Source organism: Massilia sp. BAP21 (assembly GCF_057801335.1).
Map to the genome: position 1 here is coordinate 4,580,526 of NZ_CM173596.1, position 16,775 is coordinate 4,597,300.

The 16,775-nt window shown below is 66.1% G+C and carries 15 protein-coding genes; 6 read left to right on the forward strand and 9 right to left on the reverse strand.

Annotation, left to right across the window (positions count from 1 at the left end; genetic code table 11):
- Nucleotides 1-37: 37 nt before the first annotated feature.
- On the reverse strand, nt 38-700 hold the full coding sequence (locus ACWYRN_RS20305; RefSeq protein ID WP_488689478.1) for an HAD family hydrolase: 663 nt from the start codon (nt 698-700) through the stop codon (nt 38-40).
- Nucleotides 697-1,807 (reverse strand): peptide chain release factor 2 gene (prfB, locus tag ACWYRN_RS20310; RefSeq protein WP_290425067.1). Its coding sequence is split into 2 segments (ribosomal slippage): nt 697-1,725 and nt 1,727-1,807, totalling 1,110 coding nucleotides; the frame shifts between segments, so codons are not numbered across the junction. The genes ACWYRN_RS20305 and prfB overlap by 4 nt, the downstream gene beginning before the upstream one ends.
- A gap of 153 nt (nt 1,808-1,960) precedes the next feature.
- Here prfB and ACWYRN_RS20315 point away from each other — a divergent pair.
- Nucleotides 1,961-3,973 (forward strand): bifunctional 2',3'-cyclic-nucleotide 2'-phosphodiesterase/3'-nucleotidase, encoded by a 2,013-nt coding sequence (locus ACWYRN_RS20315; protein ID WP_488689479.1) that lies wholly within the window; start codon nt 1,961-1,963, stop codon nt 3,971-3,973.
- 29 nt (nt 3,974-4,002) lie between these two features.
- Nucleotides 4,003-4,437, forward strand: a complete 435-nt coding sequence (locus tag ACWYRN_RS20320) for a tetratricopeptide repeat protein (protein WP_488689481.1) — start codon at nt 4,003-4,005, stop codon at nt 4,435-4,437.
- A 194-nt stretch (nt 4,438-4,631) separates the two neighbouring features.
- Here ACWYRN_RS20320 and ACWYRN_RS20325 read toward each other — a convergent pair whose 3' ends face one another.
- Nucleotides 4,632-5,381, reverse strand: coding sequence for a GAF domain-containing protein (locus ACWYRN_RS20325; RefSeq protein ID WP_488689482.1), 750 nt, complete (start codon nt 5,379-5,381; stop codon nt 4,632-4,634).
- A 195-nt stretch (nt 5,382-5,576) separates the two neighbouring features.
- On the opposite strand from ACWYRN_RS20325, the gene ACWYRN_RS20330 reads away from it, so the two are divergent.
- Nucleotides 5,577-7,190 (forward strand): methyl-accepting chemotaxis protein, encoded by a 1,614-nt coding sequence (locus ACWYRN_RS20330; RefSeq protein ID WP_488689483.1) that lies wholly within the window; start codon nt 5,577-5,579, stop codon nt 7,188-7,190.
- Between the two features lie 53 nt (nt 7,191-7,243).
- On the opposite strand, the gene ACWYRN_RS20335 is transcribed toward ACWYRN_RS20330, so the two are convergent.
- From ACWYRN_RS20335 to ACWYRN_RS20350, 4 genes are all read right to left on the reverse strand, one after another.
- Entirely contained in the window at nt 7,244-8,827 is a 1,584-nt protein-coding gene (locus tag ACWYRN_RS20335) for a methyl-accepting chemotaxis protein (RefSeq protein WP_488689484.1), read from the reverse strand.
- A gap of 225 nt (nt 8,828-9,052) precedes the next feature.
- On the reverse strand, nt 9,053-9,373 hold the full coding sequence (locus ACWYRN_RS20340) for a DUF2288 domain-containing protein (RefSeq protein ID WP_488689485.1): 321 nt from the start codon (nt 9,371-9,373) through the stop codon (nt 9,053-9,055).
- A 3-nt stretch (nt 9,374-9,376) separates the two neighbouring features.
- On the reverse strand, nt 9,377-10,060 hold the full coding sequence (locus ACWYRN_RS20345; protein WP_374041309.1) for an RES family NAD+ phosphorylase: 684 nt from the start codon (nt 10,058-10,060) through the stop codon (nt 9,377-9,379).
- Between the two features lie 2 nt (nt 10,061-10,062).
- The gene (locus ACWYRN_RS20350; RefSeq protein ID WP_229435423.1) at nt 10,063-10,500 is read right to left on the reverse strand and encodes an MbcA/ParS/Xre antitoxin family protein; all 438 of its coding nucleotides are present in this window, start codon (nt 10,498-10,500) and stop codon (nt 10,063-10,065) included.
- Between the two features lie 122 nt (nt 10,501-10,622).
- On the opposite strand from ACWYRN_RS20350, the gene ACWYRN_RS20355 reads away from it, so the two are divergent.
- Nucleotides 10,623-11,099, forward strand: coding sequence for a YybH family protein (locus ACWYRN_RS20355; RefSeq protein ID WP_488689487.1), 477 nt, complete (start codon nt 10,623-10,625; stop codon nt 11,097-11,099).
- 203 nt (nt 11,100-11,302) lie between these two features.
- On the opposite strand, the gene recJ is transcribed toward ACWYRN_RS20355, so the two are convergent.
- Both recJ and ACWYRN_RS20365 read right to left on the reverse strand, forming a co-directional pair.
- Nucleotides 11,303-13,000 carry a single-stranded-DNA-specific exonuclease RecJ gene (recJ, locus tag ACWYRN_RS20360; protein WP_488689489.1) on the reverse strand — a complete coding sequence of 566 codons (1,698 nt, stop codon included), beginning with the start codon at nt 12,998-13,000 and terminating at the stop codon, nt 11,303-11,305.
- On the reverse strand, nt 12,997-14,028 hold the full coding sequence (locus ACWYRN_RS20365; protein ID WP_488689491.1) for a hypothetical protein: 1,032 nt from the start codon (nt 14,026-14,028) through the stop codon (nt 12,997-12,999). The genes recJ and ACWYRN_RS20365 overlap by 4 nt, the downstream gene beginning before the upstream one ends.
- A 184-nt stretch (nt 14,029-14,212) precedes the next feature.
- Between ACWYRN_RS20365 and ACWYRN_RS20370 the strand changes: the two genes are divergently transcribed.
- Together ACWYRN_RS20370 and ACWYRN_RS20375 are read left to right on the forward strand one after the other, a co-directional pair.
- The gene (locus tag ACWYRN_RS20370) at nt 14,213-15,484 is read left to right on the forward strand and encodes a lipoprotein-releasing ABC transporter permease subunit (protein ID WP_488689493.1); all 1,272 of its coding nucleotides are present in this window, start codon (nt 14,213-14,215) and stop codon (nt 15,482-15,484) included.
- A gap of 21 nt (nt 15,485-15,505) precedes the next feature.
- Nucleotides 15,506-16,774 (forward strand): lipoprotein-releasing ABC transporter permease subunit, encoded by a 1,269-nt coding sequence (locus ACWYRN_RS20375; protein ID WP_488689495.1) that lies wholly within the window; start codon nt 15,506-15,508, stop codon nt 16,772-16,774.
- Nucleotide 16,775: the final 1 nt, after the last annotated feature.

The following is a 16,775-nucleotide window of genomic DNA, read 5'->3' on the forward strand; positions in this document are numbered from 1 at the left end:
GATTTGGTACTCGTTTTTTCGTACTCGTGTGGTTGGATCAGGCGAACAGCTCGTCGAGCGACAACTGCGAGAAGTCGGAGACGATCGTGATCACGTTGTCGAATTCGGCAAAGGCTTCGGCAGGCAAGGTCGTGGTCAGCACCACCGCGCGCATGCCGGCGCGGCGCGCCGCTTCCACGCCCAGCGGCGCGTCTTCGAAGACGATGCAATCGGCGGGTTCGGCGCCGCAGCGCTTCGCCGCTTCGAGGAACACGTCGGGATGCGGCTTGCCGCGCGCAACGTCGGTGGCGCCGACGATGGCGTCAAAATGGCGGCGCAGGTCCAGGCCGTCGAGCGTGAACTCCACGTTGGCCGGCGGCGCGGCGGTGCCGACCGCCAGCGCGATGCCTTGCGACTTGGCGTCGGCGATCAGGTCTTCGAAACCTTCGACCGCCTTGCGGTGCGGCGCGTACAGCTCGCGGTAGACCGCTTCCTTCTCGTGGTTGAGCAGCATCACCTCGTCGTCGAGCAGATCGGCGCCGAAGTGCGAACGGATGATCTCGCCGCCCTGGCGGCCGGCCGTCGCACGGAAGAAGGCGTCCGGGTCGATGGCATGGCCGCGCCGTTCGAAGAAGGTGATCCACGACTTCGTATGGAAAGCCATGTTGTCGACGATGGTGCCGTCCATGTCGAAGATCAGTGCGCGCTTGGCTTGGCTCATGCGCCCACGCCCTGCTTCAGCGAAGCGGAGATGAAGTCGTCCAGGTCGCCGTCCAGCACGTTCTTGGTATTGCCGGTCTCGAAACCGGTACGCAAGTCCTTGATGCGCGACTGGTCGAGCACGTAGGAACGGATCTGGTGGCCCCAGCCGACGTCGGTCTTCGAGTCTTCCAGCTTCTGCTGCTCGCTCATGCGGTTGCGCAGTTCCAGTTCGTACAGCTTGGCGCGCAGCATGTCCCAGGCCTCGGCCTTGTTGCGGTGCTGCGAGCGGTCGTTCTGGCACTGCACGACGATGCCCGACGGGCCGTGGGTCAGGCGCACCGCGGAGTCGGTCTTGTTGATGTGCTGGCCGCCCGCGCCGGATGCGCGGTAGGTATCGATGCGCACGTCGGCCGGGTTGATCTCGATTTCGATCGAGTCGTCGACTTCCGGGTACACGAACAGCGAGGTGAACGAGGTGTGGCGGCCGTTGGCCGAGTCGAACGGCGACTTGCGCACCAGGCGGTGCACGCCGGTCTCGGTGCGCAGGTGGCCGTAGGCATACTCGCCGTCGACCTTGATGGTGGCGGTCTTGATGCCCGCGACCTCGCCCTCGGACTGTTCCAGGATCTCGGCCTTGAAGCCCTTGCGTTCGCAGTAGCGCAGGTACTGGCGCAGCAGCATCGAAGCCCAGTCCTGGGCTTCGGTACCGCCGGCGCCGGCCTGGATGTCGATGAAGCAGTTCGCATGGTCCATCGGGTTGCTGAACATGCGGCGAAATTCCATCGACTCGATGATCTTCTGGATCGCTTCCGCGTCGCCGCCGATGGCCTCGAGCGTATCGTGGTCGCCTTCTTCGCGCGCCATCTCGAACAGGTCGCCGGCGTCGGCCAGGTCGGCCTTTGCTTTTTCAAGCGTCAGGACGACGGCTTCCAGCGCCTTTTTCTCTTTACCGAGATCCTGGGCCCGTTTCTGGTCGTTCCAGACGGTGGGATCTTCGAGTTCCTGGTTGACCTGTTCTAGTTTCTCTGACTTCCGATCGAAGTCAAAGATACCTCCGAAGTTCGGCTTCACGGCTGGTCAGGTCGTTCAGCAGGGCGGAGATGGCGTTGATGCGTTCAGCTTCCATGATCTTGGCGTGTAATTTGAGTTGAATCGAACCTTCGATTATACCCCAGGCCACGCGCATGGCGGCCCGCCACTACCCGCGTTTTCGGCGCTTTCCTTGGCATGGATTGCGCCGCTGCCGTATCATCGCCCGGTTCCCAACCCGAAGATGCTCATGCGTTATCCAATTTCTTATCAATTCGCCATCGCGCTGCTGCCGGCGCTGGCGGCCGCTCCGGCTCTCGCCGCCAAGGATGCACCGAAGGGCGCCTCCACCGTCCTCGCCGTGCTCGAAACCACCGACCTGCACGCCACCGTGGTCGGCTACGACTACTTCAAGCTGGCCGAGGAACCGTCGATCGGCCTGGACCGCACCGCGACCCTGATCGCACAGGCGCGCGGCGAGTACGCGAATACCGTCCTGTTTGATAACGGCGACACCATCCAGGGCACGGCGCTGGCCGACTACCAGGCGCTCGTCAATCCGGTGCGTTGCGACCAGACGCTGGGCATCTACAAGGTCATGAACGCGCTGAAGTACGACGGCGCCTCGATCGGCAACCACGAATTCAATTACGGCCTGGGCTTCCTCGGCCAGGTGACCGGCCAGCGCTTCAAGGTGCCGGGGATCGATCAACCGAAGAAGTGCGCCGGCCCGGCCTTCCCGCAAGTGCTGGCGAATGTCTACAGCGTCAGCACCAAGAAACCGCTGTTCGAGCCTTACCGCATCGTCGAAAAGGAAGTCAGCGCCCAGGATGCCAAGGGGCGCGCGATCAAGGCCAAAGTGAAAGTCGGGATCATCGGTTTCACGCCGCCGGCCATCATGTCCTGGGACAAGCGCTGGCTCGACGGCAAGGTGTTTGTCACCGGCGTGCGTGAGGCGGCCGAGAAGTACATCCCCGAGATGCGCCGCAAGGGCGCCGAGGTCGTGGTGGTGATTTCGCACGGCGGCCTCGATGGCAGCCCCTACACGCCGGACATGGAAAACGCCGGCTACTACCTGGCGCAAGTGCCGGGCGTGGACGTGATGCTGCTCGGGCACTCGCACCAGCTGTTCCCGAATGCGGCCAGCACCGCGCCGCAGTTCAACCTGCCGAACGTCGACAAGGTGAAGGGCTTCGTGCACGGCGTGCCGACCGTGATGGCCAACCTGTGGGGCAAGCACCTGGGCGTGGTGGCGCTGACCCTGCGCGCCGACGGCAAGCGTTGGACGATCGACAAGAGCAAAACCACGGTCGAGGCGCGCGCGGCCCAGAACGCCGATAAAACCTTCGTCGCGCCAAGTGCCGAGGTGCAGGCGCTGATCCGCGAAGAGCACGAAGCGACCATCAAGTACGTGAAGACGCCGGTTGGCAGCAGCGACTTCCGCCTGACGACCTACTTTGTCGATGTGGGCGACCCGTCGGCGATCCAGGTGGTGAATCAGGCGCAGACCGCCTACGTGAAGAAGTACGTGGCCGCCAACCTGCCGCAGTACGCGAAGCTGCCGGTGCTGTCGATGTCGGCCGCCTTCAAGAACGGCTTTGCTGGCGCCTTCGATTACACCGACGTCGCGGCCGGCCAGCTGGCGATGAACAATGCGGCCGACTTGTACCTGTACCCGAACGCGCTGCATGCGGTGAAGATCGACGGCCATGGCCTGAAGGCCTGGCTGGAAATGGCGGCGCGCCGTTTCAACACCATCGATCCGGCGAAAACCGAGCCGCAGGAGCTGGTGAACCCGAACTTCCCGAGCTATAACTTCGATACCGTGACCTCCGACGAGATCAGCTACGAGATCGACGTCACCCAGCCGCCGGGCCAGCGCGTGAAGAAGCTGATGCTGCGCGGCGCGCCGCTCGACCTGGCGCAGGAGTTCATCGTTGCGACCAATAACTACCGTGCCTCGGGCGGCGGCAACTTCCCCGGGCTCGATGGCAGCAAGACCATCTTTGCCTCGCCGGATACCAGCCGCGACGTGTTGATCAGCTATGTGCGCGACACGAAGCACCTGACGCGCAAGGCCAACGGTGCGGCGCGCAGCTGGCGTTTTGCGCCCGTGAAGACGGCGGGGCCGGTCGTGTTCCACACGGCGCCGGGCATGCTCGGCATTGCGCAGGAGGCGGGCCTGGACAACGTGAGCCTGCTGCAGGCCGACGATGGGCTGGGCAAGGGCTTTGCGCTGTACGCGGTGGACTTGGCGAAATGAGGGCCAAATGAGGGCCAGATGAGGGTCAAATGAGGGGCAAAATGACGATGCGGGCGTTGCTGCTGGCTTGCGTGTCGGCCTGCGCACTGGCAGCGCATGCCGGGGCGGCGCCTGCCCAGGCGCCGCCTCTCGCCGCCCGGCTCGACGCCAGGTCGGCCTGGCAGCTGGCGCTGAAGGTGAGGAATGGCGATGGCGTGCCGGCCGATCCGGCGCGTGCGCGGAGGCTGCTCACCCAGGCGGCGCAGGGCGGCGTGGCGCCGGCGATGTTCGTGCTGTCGAACATGCTGGCGGCGGGCGAGGGTGGTCCGGCCGATGCGAAGGAGGCGCGGCGCTGGCTGGAGCTGGCGGGTGAGCTGGAATATCCCGAAGCCCTGCAGCAACTGGCGATGACTGAACCCGACCCACGCAAGGCGGAACTGCTGATGCGCCAGGCGGCGCATGCGATGATGCATCGGCCGAGGTAGGGTGGTCGGCTATACCCATGTCGGGTGATCGGTCGAAACGAATGCGCCGCCCACGCGTTCAAGCAGCCGGTGCAAAGCCGGAGCGTGGTTTCATGCGTGGTTTGGACGCGTGGACGGCGCACACTGCAGTGTGAATGCAGTGCTCAAGGTGGAGCCGCCCACCCTACCGCAAGCAGCGCCGCAAGCAGTGCTGCTTACTTCCCTTCGCGCCCGATCTCCGCGGCGGCAATCGCCGCCAGGTCGAGCAGCGCCTGCAGTTCGTTCGCGCGCAGCTTGCGCGGTTCGCGGTCGATCACGCACAGCGTGCCCATCGCATGGCCGTCCGCATCGCGCAGGGGAACGCCGGCATAGAAGCGGATGTGCGGATCGGCCAGCACCAGCGGGTTGCCGCTGAAGCGCTCGTCCGAGGTCGCGTCTTCCACCACGAAGGGCTTGTCCTGCAGGATGGCGTGCGAACAGAAGGCCCATTCGCGCGGGGTCTGCTGCGGCGCCAGGCCGACGCGCGCCTTGAACCACTGGCGCTTGGTCGTCAGCAGCGAAATCAGGGCGATCGGCGAATCGGTGGCCATCGAGGCCAGGCGCACGATGCGGTCGAAGCGGTCTTCTTCCGGGCTGTCGACCAGGCCGGAAGCGGCCAGCGCGGCCAGGCGCGCATTTTCGTCGTCCCCGACCGGGAACGGCGCGCCGGGTTCGGCAATGTATTCGGGATCGTTGGGGGTGGGCGGCACGCGGCGCCCGGCGGCGCCCGCTTCGTGGCCGCCGACCTTGTTCATCAAGGCCCGGATCAGGCTCTCGCGCGTACGGCGGTGGCCACCCGGGGTTTTCCATGATTCGATTGCGCCACTTTCCATCCAGAGCTGGACGGTACTGGTGGCGACGCCCAACATGCGCGCGGCTGCGCTCGTCGTGAGGATAGGATCCTCTTCCGTATAGTTGCTGGTCATCAATATTCCTACTTTTATTGAAGTATAGCCGATTTGATGAAACTACTTAAGCGCTATGTTCAAGTAACGAATGGGCGTGATTAAAGCAACAAATATAGCAATTTAGATTGCCAAAAAACAATTGATAGTAGACAATTCGACGCAAATCCGTCATTCCGGCGTCCGTACGCCTTTCTCTCTCTGCCAGGAGCACACATGAACTTTTCCCAAGCCAGGCTCACGGTCCGGCTGTATACCGCGTTCGCCGCGGCCTTGTTCGTCACGCTGGTCCTGGCCGCCTTTGCGATTGCGCGCGTGAACAGCATCGAGGCCGCCCTGGTCGAGGTGGAGTCCTTCCACAACGCCCAGCTGGAACCGCTGTACGCCGCCCGCGAGGCGCTTGGGCAAACCGGCATGGCCGCGCGCAATGCCTTCATCTTCCACGACGCGGCGCAGGCCACCCGCGAACTCGACATCCTCGACACGCAAAAGGCGGCCTACCTGGCGGCGCTGGCCAGGCTCGACCCTGTCCTGGGCGGCAATGCCCAGTACGGGAAGGTAAAGGAGGGCATGCTGGCGATGGCGCGCGAACTCGAACGTCCCCGCAATTACCGCGCCAGCGGCGACATGGAAGGCTACGGCAGCTTCCTGGTGCAGGAGTGCAGCCCGCTGCGGCGCCAGATCGTGGTCGACATCGGGGTGCTGGTGCAGGAGCTGCAGGCGCAGACCAACCGGGCCGGCGCCGCCGCAGTGGCCGAAGCCAGCGGCGCGCGCTACTGGATCAGCGGCCTGGCGATCCTGTGCGCGCTGCTGTGCGCCGTGATCGGCCTTGCCATCTCGCGCAACCTGCTCGGCCAGCTGGGTGGCGAGCCGGCGTATGCGACCGATGTCGCGCGCGCCATCGCCCAGGGCCAGTTGCACCAGCATGTGGACACCCGCCGCGCGCCCCCGGGCAGCCTGCTGTCGGCCATGAGCGCCATGCGCGACAGCCTGAGCGGCATCGTGTCCAGGGTGCGCGGCGGTACCGATGCGATCGCCTCGGCCTCGGCCGAAATCGCCACCGGCAACCTGGATTTGTCGGCCCGCACCGAATCGCAGGCCGCGGCGCTGGCGCAGATCGCCGGCTCGATGAAGCAGCTGATCGGCTCGGTGCGCCAGAATGCCGACTACGCGGCCCAGGCCAGCACGCTGGCCGGCGAAGCCGCGCAGGTGTCGGTGGAAGGCGGCGCCACCGTGGACGGCGTGGTCTCGACCATGAACCTGATCCAGGAATCGTCGCGCAAGATCGAGGAGATCATCAGCGTCATCGACAGCATCGCCTTCCAGACGAATATCCTGGCCCTGAATGCGGCGGTGGAGGCGGCGCGCGCCGGCGAGCAGGGCCGCGGCTTTGCCGTGGTGGCGAGCGAAGTGCGGAACCTGGCGCACCGCTCGGCAGCGGCGGCCAAGGAAATCAAGGTGCTGATCGAGGATTCGGTGAGCAAGGTCGGCGCCGGCACGGCGCTGGTGGCCCAGGCCGGCGACACCATGCGCAAGGTGGTGAGCGGCGTGCAGCGCGTGAGCGAGATCATGGGCCAGATCTCGGGCGCGACGCGCTTGCAGGGCGAGGACATCGAGCACGTCGACGCCGCCATCGTGCGCCTCGACGAGATGACGCTGCAGAATGCGGCCCTGGTCGAGGAAGCCTCGGCCGCGGCGCAATCGCTGCGCATGCAGGCCGACGAGCTGGCGGCGGTGGTCAACACCTTCCAGCTCGAGGGCGCCGGGGCCGTGGCCGAGGCGCAGCCGGCGCGCCGCATGCGCGGGGCGGTGCCGGCACTGGCCCGCTGAGGCGGGGAGCGGCTCGCTGCACGAGCCGCTCGGTGGTTCGAAGGCCTACGACATCAAGCGCGCGCCAGCGCCAGCGCCGGCCGCGCACGCGGCGCTTCGGCATCCAGCCGGAAGGTACTCACCAGCTGCGCCAGTTCGTCCGCCTGGTTCTGCATCGACTCCGCGGCCGCCGCCGCTTCCTCCACCAGTGCCGCGTTCTGCTGCGTCACCCGGTCCATTTCCGCAATCGCCACGTTCACCTGCTCGATGCCGTCGCTCTGCTCTTCGCTGGCGGCGGCGATGTCGGCCATGATGGTCGTCACCTGCCCGATGCTGCGCACGATCTCGTCCATGGTGGCGCCGGCGCGGCCGACCTGGCTGGTTCCCGCCTCTACCTTGCCGACCGAGTCGTCGATCAAGGCCTTGATCTCGCGCGCGGCCGTGGCCGAACGCTGCGCCAGGTTGCGCACCTCGCCGGCGACAACCGCGAAACCGCGTCCCTGCTCGCCGGCGCGCGCCGCTTCCACTGCCGCGTTCAGCGCCAGGATGTTGGTCTGGAAGGCGATGCCGTCGATGACGCCGATGATCTCGACGATCTTGCGCGAGGAGTCGTTGATCGATCCCATGGTGTCGACCACCTGCGCCACGACCGCGCCGCCATCGTTGGCAATCGACGCGGCGGTGCGCGCCAGGCGGTTGGCTGCGCGGGCGTTGTCGGCGTTCTGCTTCACGGTGGAGGTGAGTTCTTCCATCGACGACGCGGTTTCCTCGAGCGAGCCGGCCTGCTGCTCGGTGCGGCTCGACAGGTCCTGGTTGCCGGCCGCGATTTCGGTCGAGGCGGTGGCGATGGCGCCGGTGCTGCCGCGCACGCGGCCGACGATCTCGCCCAGCGCCGTGTTCATGGCGCCGAGTGCGCGCATCAGCTGGCCGGTTTCGTCGCGGCTGTCGACCGCGATGCGGCTGGTCAGGTCGCCGGCGGCGACCTTTTCGGCCACCGCCACGGCGGCGCGGATCGGCACCGTGATCGAGCGCGTGATCAGCACCGCGCAAGCGATGCCGAGCGCCAGTGCAGCCAGGCCGAGGGTGATCAGGATGATGCGCGTGTTTGCATAGGCGTCGAGGATGGTGGTGGCGACGCCGTCGGCGGCCGCGATCTGCAGGCTGGCCAGCTTGTTCATCGCACCCAGGAAAGCAGCGCTGCGCGGCACCATCTGTTCGGCATGGATCTTCGCGGCCAGGGCATCGTCGCCATCGAGCTTGGCCTTGAACAGGGCGCTGCGCGCGGCCAGGTAGCCGCTGCGCACTTCCTTCACGCGCGCCAGTTGCGCCTTGACTTCTTCGTTGCGCAGCGAGGCTTCGATTTCCGCCTGCAGCTTGTTCGAGTGCGCCGACACGGCCTTCATGCGCTCGGCAATGGCGTTCACCATGGCCGGGTCGTTGGTGGCGAAGGCGGTCTCGATCATGGCGCTGTTTACTTCGATCAGCTTGCCCCATTCGGCGACGTTGCGCTGGTTCTTGATACTGGTATGGACCAGGCGGTTGGTCATGTCGCCGGCATACTGCATGCGGGTGAGGGCGGTAACGGCAAGGACGAGCAGCAGGGCGAGCACGATCGCAAAGCCGATGCCGAGGCGGGCGCCGATCTTAAGGTTCTTCACGGTGGTTCCTGATTCAGACTGTAAATAGCGCCATGGGGAATGGCGGGTTGCGGGGCTTGCGACGGCCCAAGGCGGCTGGGTGCCGCAGTGGCCGGCTGCATCGATACGCCGATGCGGCCGAGTATAGCAGCCGTGTCAGGAAGATTGAGATGGGATTGATGCTTCGCGGCAAATCTGCAACATCAAAATTTTTCGATGTTGCGATTGCCGCAAGCGGGGAAAGGCTTAGTTGATTTGCTTCTTGTCGGGCTGCACCAGGATGAAGGGATGGACGACCGAGGCCCACAGCCCGACCTCGCCGGCGGCCCAGCTCTGGGCCTGCACATCGGACACCTTGGCAATCTTGCCTTCGCTCATCCAGCGCGTGATGCTTTCTTTGTCGTCGTGCGAGATGCGCACGGCGACGTCGATCAGGTCGAGCGTTTCGCTGACGTAGATCACGTTGCCTTGGGCGAAGTGGCGCTCCAGCTCGTCCCAGCCGACGCGGGCGGTTTCGCGGTTGATCTTGTCGTGCAGTTCGGTGTCTTTTTCAGGATTCGTGTTCATTCTCTAGATAATCTCAATGCGCGGTTGCGGCGTACCCGCCCATGTTAACCGATAGGCCGGCCCCTTGCGCACATTGCCGACCAGCGCAGGGCGGAAGCAGGCCAGGTTGACGCCTTCCGGACGCCGCACGCTCGGGTAGATCACGCCCATCGATCCCAGTTCGAGCAGCTCGGCCGCCAGGGACTGGGAGGCGATGTAGCTTTGCGGGTCGAGGCAGTCGGCGAAATTGGCAATGCCGCGGATATCGTGGAAGCTGGCATTGAAGTCGGCCAGCATCGCCTGGTAGGTCACGCTGTCGTCGAAGCGGTTGATTTCCTGGTACTCGACCGTCTTGTGGAACCCGACCTCGGCCAGCGCCGTCTCGGCCTCGAAGGCGCAATACCAGGCGCCGCGCGTGCCATCGTTGAAGCGGCTGCCTTCCGGGCGCGCGTAGGTGTAGGCCGCGTTGATGATGCGGAAATTCGGTACGCCGAAGACCAGTTCGTCGACGCCGATGCCGGGCAACAGGCCGGCCTCGCCGCGCAGGCGTTCGTTGGTGGCGTTCTCGAGGTCGAACAGGTCGCGCAGGGTCTTGTCGCCATCGGCCAGCGGGGCCAGCACCGAATCCTCGAGGTCGGCAAAGCGCGAGGGGATCAGGCGGCAGGTGTCGAACTGGCGCAGCGCCGTCAGTTTCGGGACGACCGCCAAGATCAGAGTCCTCCGCGGCGCGCGTCGAGCAGCTGGCGCACGGTTTGCATGGCCAGCATGCCGCCGCCCAGCATCAGGGCCAGCGGCGTGCGGCCGCCGAAGATGATGTTGGTGTTCGGCAGGTGCACCCATTCGTCGGCGAGTTTGTCGCCGTACAGGATGTGCAGGGCCTTGTAGATACCTAATAGATAAGAGATGCGTGTGATGCGGTCGGCATCGAGCACGCGCTCGGGATTCTTCTTCCAGTCGTAGAAGCTGGACGCGGACAGGCCGCCGAGCAGCTCGCGCGCATCTTCGTCGCGCAGCTGCCAGGCGGCGGCCAGTTTGAAAAAGCCCTTCAGGGCCGATGCCGACAGGCGTTCGCGCTCGGCGCGCGAACTGAGGTCGACCAGTACGGTTGGCTCGAAGCGGCTCTTCGGGTAAGCATAGGCGAGGTTCATGGTTTCCTCCGGTTTTGGAGTATTTATACTCCTATTTCGGAGGCATTGCAACTGCTGGTTGTCAAGCCGGATAGACCGTGACAGAATTGCCGGCGACTTGTCAAAAGGAAAAGGATATTTCCATGCATTGGCGATCGAAGGGGATGGTGAAGTGGCTACCATGCGCGCTGGCAGGCGTGCTGGCGGCGGTCGTGCTGGCGGCCTGCATGGCGCGTGGCGCGCGCGACACGCAGGCAGAACTGCAGCAGCAAGTGATGGAGACGGAACGCGCGTTTGCCGCGACCATGAAGGCGCGCGACTTCGAGGCATTCGGCGGCTTCCTGTCGAAGGAAGCGGTGTTCATGGGGCCGGGCGGAGCCAGGCGCGGGCGCGATGCGGTGGCGCAGGCCTGGCGCGGGTATTTCGACGGGCCGGCTGCACCGTTCGCCTGGGCGCCGGCTGAAGTCCAGGTGCTCGATTCCGGCACGCTGGCCTACAGCAGCGGGCCGGTGCTGGATGCCTCGGGCAAGCAGATCGGGCGTTTCAATTCGGTGTGGCGGCTGGAAGGGCCGGGGACGTGGAAGGTCGTGTTCGATCGTGGATGCGATTGCGGGCGGTGAGGTAAACTGGATGTTGCTGTTGTAGGGTGGGCCGGGCCACGAAAGGCTCTTGAGCCCACGCGGTACGGCGGTTGATATGTCGTACCGCTTGGTCGATCACCATATGCTTGCCCATCGGTCTCCCGGCATCTGACCAGAACGCAGCGGTACGACCGCGTGGGCACAGGTGCCTTTCGTGGCCCGGCCCGCCCTACAAAAGCCCATCACGCCGGCTCGGCGTGCTCCACCAGCAGCTGCACCTTGGTCACGCCGTTGTACTCGTTGGCATCGAGCCGGAACGCCACGCGCGCACGCTCGCCCAATCCATCCGTGTGGCCGAACCAGATCGCGTCGTAGCGCCGCCCATTCTTCTCCAGCAACAGCTTGAGGTGCTTGTCCTTCAAGATCCGCTGGCTCATCACGCGGAATTCGTCGCAGAACACCGGCGGCGCAAAGCCTTGTCCCCACACCTGGCCATCGCACAGCTCGATGAACTGGGTCGAGTAGAACTCGTCTTCCAGCGGCCCGTCGGTCTCGACCACGCGCTCCAGCTGCGCCTCGCTGAGCCAGGCGCGCCCGACCGCCTCGAAGGCCTCGCAGAAGGTGGCGAAATGCTCGGCCTTGATGGTCAGCCCGGCCGCCATCGCGTGGCCGCCGAACTTGTCGATCAGGCCAGGCACGCGCTTCGATACCAGGTCGAGCGCATCGCGCATGTGAAAGCCCGGGATCGAGCGGCCCGAGCCCTTGATCAGGCCCACGCCGCCGGGCGCGAAGGTAATCGTCGGCCGGTAGAACTTTTCCTTCAGGCGCGAGGCGACGATCCCGATCACGCCCTGGTGCCAGCCTTCGTCGAACACGGCGATCGTGCTGCTGGCGGCCGGCTGGAAGTCGTCCAGGTGCAGCAGGGCGGTGTCCTGCATATCCGCCTCGATCTCGCGCCGCTTCAGGTTGATTTCGTTGAGCTGCTGGGCAATCGCCCAGGCGCGGCCTTCGTCGTCGGTGGTCAGGCACTCGATGCCGAGCGCCATGTCTTCCAGGCGGCCGGCGGCATTCAGGCGCGGGCCGACGGCAAAGCCGAGGTCGAAGGGCGAGGCATTCCGCGCTTCGCGGCCCGCCACGCGGAACAGCGCCGCCACGCCGGCATGCATGCGCCCGGAGCGCATGCGCTTGATGCCTTGCGCGACCAGGATGCGGTTGTTGGCATCGAGCTTCACGACATCGGCCACGGTGCCCAGGGCCACCAGGTCGAGCAAATTGTCGAGCTTGGGCTGGGTTTGCGCATCGAACACGCCGCGGCGGCGCAGTTCGGCACGCAGGGCCAGCAGCACGTAGAAGACCACGCCGACGCCGGCCAGGTTCTTGCTGGGGAAGCCGCACTCGGGCTGGTTCGGGTTGACGATCACCCGCGCCGGCGGCAGGGCGTCGCCCGGCAGGTGGTGATCGGTGACCACGACCTCGATCCCGCGCCGGTTCGCTTCCAGCACACCCTCGACGCTGGCGATGCCATTGTCGACCGTGATGATGACGTCCGGGTTCTTTTCGCGCACCGCCAGTTCGACGATCTCGGGCGTGAGGCCATAGCCGTGCACCACGCGGTCGGGCACGATGTAGTCGACCCGGGCGCCCATCGCGCGCAGGCCGCGCAGGGCCACGGCGCAGGCGGTGGCGCCGTCGCAGTCGTAGTCGGCGACGATGGTCATGTTCTTGTTCGCCGCAATCGCGTCGGCCAGGAACACGGCGGCGTTGTCGATGTGCTTCAGGCCGCCGGGCGGGGCCAGCGCGGCCAGTTCGCTGGCCAGTTCGCGCACATCCAGCAGGCCGCGCGCCGCGTAGACGCGCGCCAGCACAGGGTGCACGCCGCCCTGGCGCAGCAGTTCGGAGGTGCGGAAAGGACAGGGACGGACGGAGATACGGGTTTTCACAGCAGGGATTCCAGGGTATTGCGGCGCCAGAACTTGCGTTGCGCCATGGCGTTGGTGGTGGCTTCGAGCAGGGCGTCGCGGTGGCTCAGCACCAGCTTCACTTCGCGGATGCGCCCGTTCTTCAGGCTCTCCAGGATGGGGGCGAACAGCTGGGCTTCAAGCTGGGTCATGACGCCGACCCAGCCGCCCCAGTCGGCCGCGGCCGCGTACGGGGCGGCGCTGCCGCAGACCAGCAGGGTGTCGCCGTCGATAGCGGGCGCAAACCGGGACAGGTCCGACGCGGCGGTGCCGGCCAACCGGGCCAGCCAGGCCGCGGTATCGAAGGCGGCCAGCCTGGCGCCGCTTGCCGGCGTGCCGGCGGCGCCCGTTGCGCCCGCCGCGCCCCAGGGCCAGAAGGCGTTCACGGCCGGCAGGCGGCGCGCCTCGCGCGCGGCGTTCACCGGATGCGTGTGCCACAGGATCTGGATCTCGTTCTGCAGGCGGCGGAAGGCAGCGGCGCGTTCGCCCAGCGGCATCCAGTCGGTCAGGTCCATGCCGAGCGCGGCGTCGGGCGTGGCGGTGTCGAGGCCGGCCCAGTCGTCGGCGCGCAGGAACCAGGTCTGGGCGTCGCCGTAGAGCAGGGCGTGGCCGGCTTCTTCCACGTAGGGCCGGGCCGCATCGAACAGGGCACGGCTGTCAAGTTCGTCCAAGCCCAGCTGGCGCGGGTCGCCCATCATCAGGTGGGTGCGTGCGATTTCGATATGCACCGGGTTGACGATGAACCAGGTGCCGCTATCGGGCGCCAGGCCATAGCCGCGCATGGCGGCGCCGGCAAAGGCGGGCTGGCCGGCTTGCTCCAGGCCGAGTGTGCGCGCGAGCCAGGTTTCATGGGGCAGGGCGCGCACGGACTCGTCGGCCGGCACGCGCCGCTGCGTACTTGTGCGCGACAGCAGGCTGGCCAGCGCGGGAGCCTGCAGGGCGCGCACCAGGTCGGGAGCGAATTCAGGGACGGGAAGGGCGGAGGGCAGGACAAGGGTGATCTGGGACATGCCGTGATTGTAGGCGAAAACGGCTGCCTCCACGCGGCGCGGCGCCGGCCGCCAGCCGCCCACGCGGCAGGGGCGTGACGCAGTTACCACAGCGTTACCACAGCGTTACCACAGGCGTGCGCCCTGTCATGGATGAGCTTTGCGTGGCATACTGCGAGATCAGTTGTCAAACTCTACAAATTTCATGAGCATCATCCAGAAACTGCCGTACGAATGGGCAGTCGGTCTGCGCTATACGCGCGCCGGCAAGCGCAGCGGGCGGAATCGCTTCATCTCCTTCATCTCGATGATCTCGGTGGCCGGCATCGCGCTCGGCGTGGCCGCCCTGATCGTGGTGCTGTCGGTAATGAACGGCTTCCAGAAGGAAGTGACCGACCGCATGTTGTCGGTGCTGGCCCACGTCGAGATCTTCGACGTGCGCGGCGCCATGCCCGACTGGCGCGCGGTCGGGCGCGAGGCGACGCGTAACCCGCAGGTGGCGGCCGCGGCGCCATTCGTCGAAATCCAGGGCATGCTGCTGCGCGACGGCGTGATGAAGCCGGTGCTGGTGCGCGGCGTGCTCCCAGGCGAGGAAGCCAAGGTATCGGACGTGGCGCGCGAGATGAAGCAGGGCAGCCTCGACACGCTCACGCCCGGCTCGATGAACATCGTCATCGGCCGCGCCCTGGCCGATGCCCTGCACGCGGGCGTGGGCGAGCGCGTCACCATGCTGCTCGGGACGTCGGGCGCTACGGAGTCGGGCGCCCCGGCCGCGCCGCGCACCCAGACCTTCATCGTCTCCGGCATTTTTGAAGCCGGCCACTACGAATTCGATTCCATGCTCGGCTTCGCCCATCTCGACGATGCGGCAGGGGCCGTCGGCCTGGCCGGCCCGGTCGGCCTGCGCCTGCGCCTGCACGACCTGCACCAGGCGCCGCGCGTGGCGGCCGAACTGCGCCGGAGCATGGACCAGGACTACGTCATGCGCGACTGGTCGCAGGTGAACACCATCTGGTTCGCCGCCGTCGGCTCGCAAAAGCGCATGATGTTCATCATCCTGACCCTGATCATCGCCGTGGCCGCCTTCAACCTGGTGTCGACCCTGGTCATGACGGTCAAGGACAAGCAGGCCGACATCGCCATCCTGCGCACCCTGGGCGCCTCGCCGCGCTCGATCATGAAGATCTTCATCGTGCAGGGCACGCTGGTGGGCGTGCTGGGCGGCCTGCTCGGCGTGACGCTGGGCGTGGCGGTGGCGCTGAACGTCGACGTGATCGTGCCGGCCATCGAGCGCGTGCTCGGCATCCAGTTCATCTCGAAGGAGATCTACCTGATCAGCGAGATTCCGTCCGACCTGCAATGGTCCGACGTCGGCAGCATCGGTGGCATGGCCGTGCTGCTCGCCTTTTTCGCGACCCTGTACCCGAGCTGGGCGGCGGCGCGCGTGAAGCCGGCCGAAGCCCTGCGCTACGAATGATCCTGTTACCTTGAACTATTCATGAGTCTTTTACATAAACTGCCGTTCGAATGGCTGGTCGGCCTGCGCTACACGCGCGCCGGCAAGGGCACGGCCCAGAGCGGCTTCCTGTCCTTTATTTCGCTGATCTCGGTAGCCGGCATCGCCCTGGGCGTGGCGGCCCTGATCATCGTGTTGTCGGTGATGAACGGCTTCCAGAAGCAGGTAACCGACCGCATGCTGTCGGTGCTGGCCCACATCGAGGTTTTCGATCCGCGTGGCGACATGCCGCAGTGGCGCGAGGCGGCCGCGCAAGCCCTGAAGAACCCGGCCGTACGCGCCGCCGCGCCCTTCGTCGAATCACAGGGCCTGCTGCAGCAGCGCGAGGGCGCGATGCGTCCGGCGACGATCCGCGGCGTGCTGCCGGAAGCGGAACGCACCATCTCGGATGTGGCCAACACGGTGGTGCAGGGCAGCTTCGAGTCGCTGAAACCCGGCAGCTTCAACATCGTGCTCGGCTACGCGCTGGCGTCGTCGCTGAACCTGCAGGTCGGCGACAAGGTGACCATGCTGCTGGCGCAGGCCCAGACCACGCCGGCCGGCATGCTGCCGCGCATGCGCAGCTTTACCGTGTCGGGCCTATTCCGTTCCGGGCACGCCGAGTTCGACGCCGGTATGGCTTTCGTCAGCCTGGGCGACGCCGAGAAAATGGAGCGCCTGTCGGCGCCGGCCGGCCTGCGCCTGCGCATCGCCGACATGCATCAGGCGCCGCAGGTGGCGGCCGAGCTGGAAAAGTCGATGCCGGGCAATCTCGAAATGCGCGACTGGTCGAAGCTGAACGCGGTGTGGTTCGGCGCCGTACAGACCGAAAAGAAGATGATGTTCATCATCCTCACCCTGATCATCACGGTGGCCGCCTTCAACCTGGTCTCGACCCTGGTGATGACGGTGACCGACAAGCAGGCCGACATCGCCATCCTGCGCACGCTGGGCGCCTCGCCCGCCTCCATCATGAAGATCTTCATGATCCAGGGCGCGCTGGTCGGCATCCTCGGCGCCGTGGTCGGCGTGGTCGGCGGCGTGCTCGTCGCGTTGAACATCGACGTCATCGTTCCATTCATTGAACATTTGTTGGGAGTGCAGTTCTTGTCGAAGGATATCTACCAAAACAGCACCGTGCCGTCGGACCTGCGCTGGCCGGACGTATTCAAAATTGGCGGCGTCGCCGTGCTGCTGGCCTTTGCGGCCACGGTCTACCCGAGCCGCTCGGCCTCGCGTGTAAAGCCTGCGGAGGCGCTGCGTTATGAGTGAC

Bases quoted from the DNA above. Each gene is read 5' to 3' on its own strand.
- ACWYRN_RS20350 (WP_229435423.1), bottom strand. From the start codon at position 10,500: ATGAACCTCGCCTATGCTTACCCGAAGAGCCGCTTCGAGCCAACCGTA.
- ACWYRN_RS20355 (WP_488689487.1), top strand. From the start codon at position 10,623: ATGCATTGGCGATCGAAGGGGATGGTGAAGTGGCTACCATGCGCGCTG.
- ACWYRN_RS20370 (WP_488689493.1), top strand. From the start codon at position 14,213: ATGAGCATCATCCAGAAACTGCCGTACGAATGGGCAGTCGGTCTGCGC.
- ACWYRN_RS20365 (WP_488689491.1), bottom strand. From the start codon at position 14,028: ATGTCCCAGATCACCCTTGTCCTGCCCTCCGCCCTTCCCGTCCCTGAA.
- ACWYRN_RS20305 (WP_488689478.1), bottom strand. From the start codon at position 700: ATGAGCCAAGCCAAGCGCGCACTGATCTTCGACATGGACGGCACCATC.
- ACWYRN_RS20330 (WP_488689483.1), top strand. From the start codon at position 5,577: ATGAACTTTTCCCAAGCCAGGCTCACGGTCCGGCTGTATACCGCGTTC.
- ACWYRN_RS20320 (WP_488689481.1), top strand. From the start codon at position 4,003: ATGAGGGGCAAAATGACGATGCGGGCGTTGCTGCTGGCTTGCGTGTCG.
- ACWYRN_RS20375 (WP_488689495.1), top strand. From the start codon at position 15,506: ATGAGTCTTTTACATAAACTGCCGTTCGAATGGCTGGTCGGCCTGCGC.
- ACWYRN_RS20315 (WP_488689479.1), top strand. From the start codon at position 1,961: ATGCGTTATCCAATTTCTTATCAATTCGCCATCGCGCTGCTGCCGGCG.
- ACWYRN_RS20340 (WP_488689485.1), bottom strand. From the start codon at position 9,373: ATGAACACGAATCCTGAAAAAGACACCGAACTGCACGACAAGATCAAC.
- ACWYRN_RS20325 (WP_488689482.1), bottom strand. From the start codon at position 5,381: ATGACCAGCAACTATACGGAAGAGGATCCTATCCTCACGACGAGCGCA.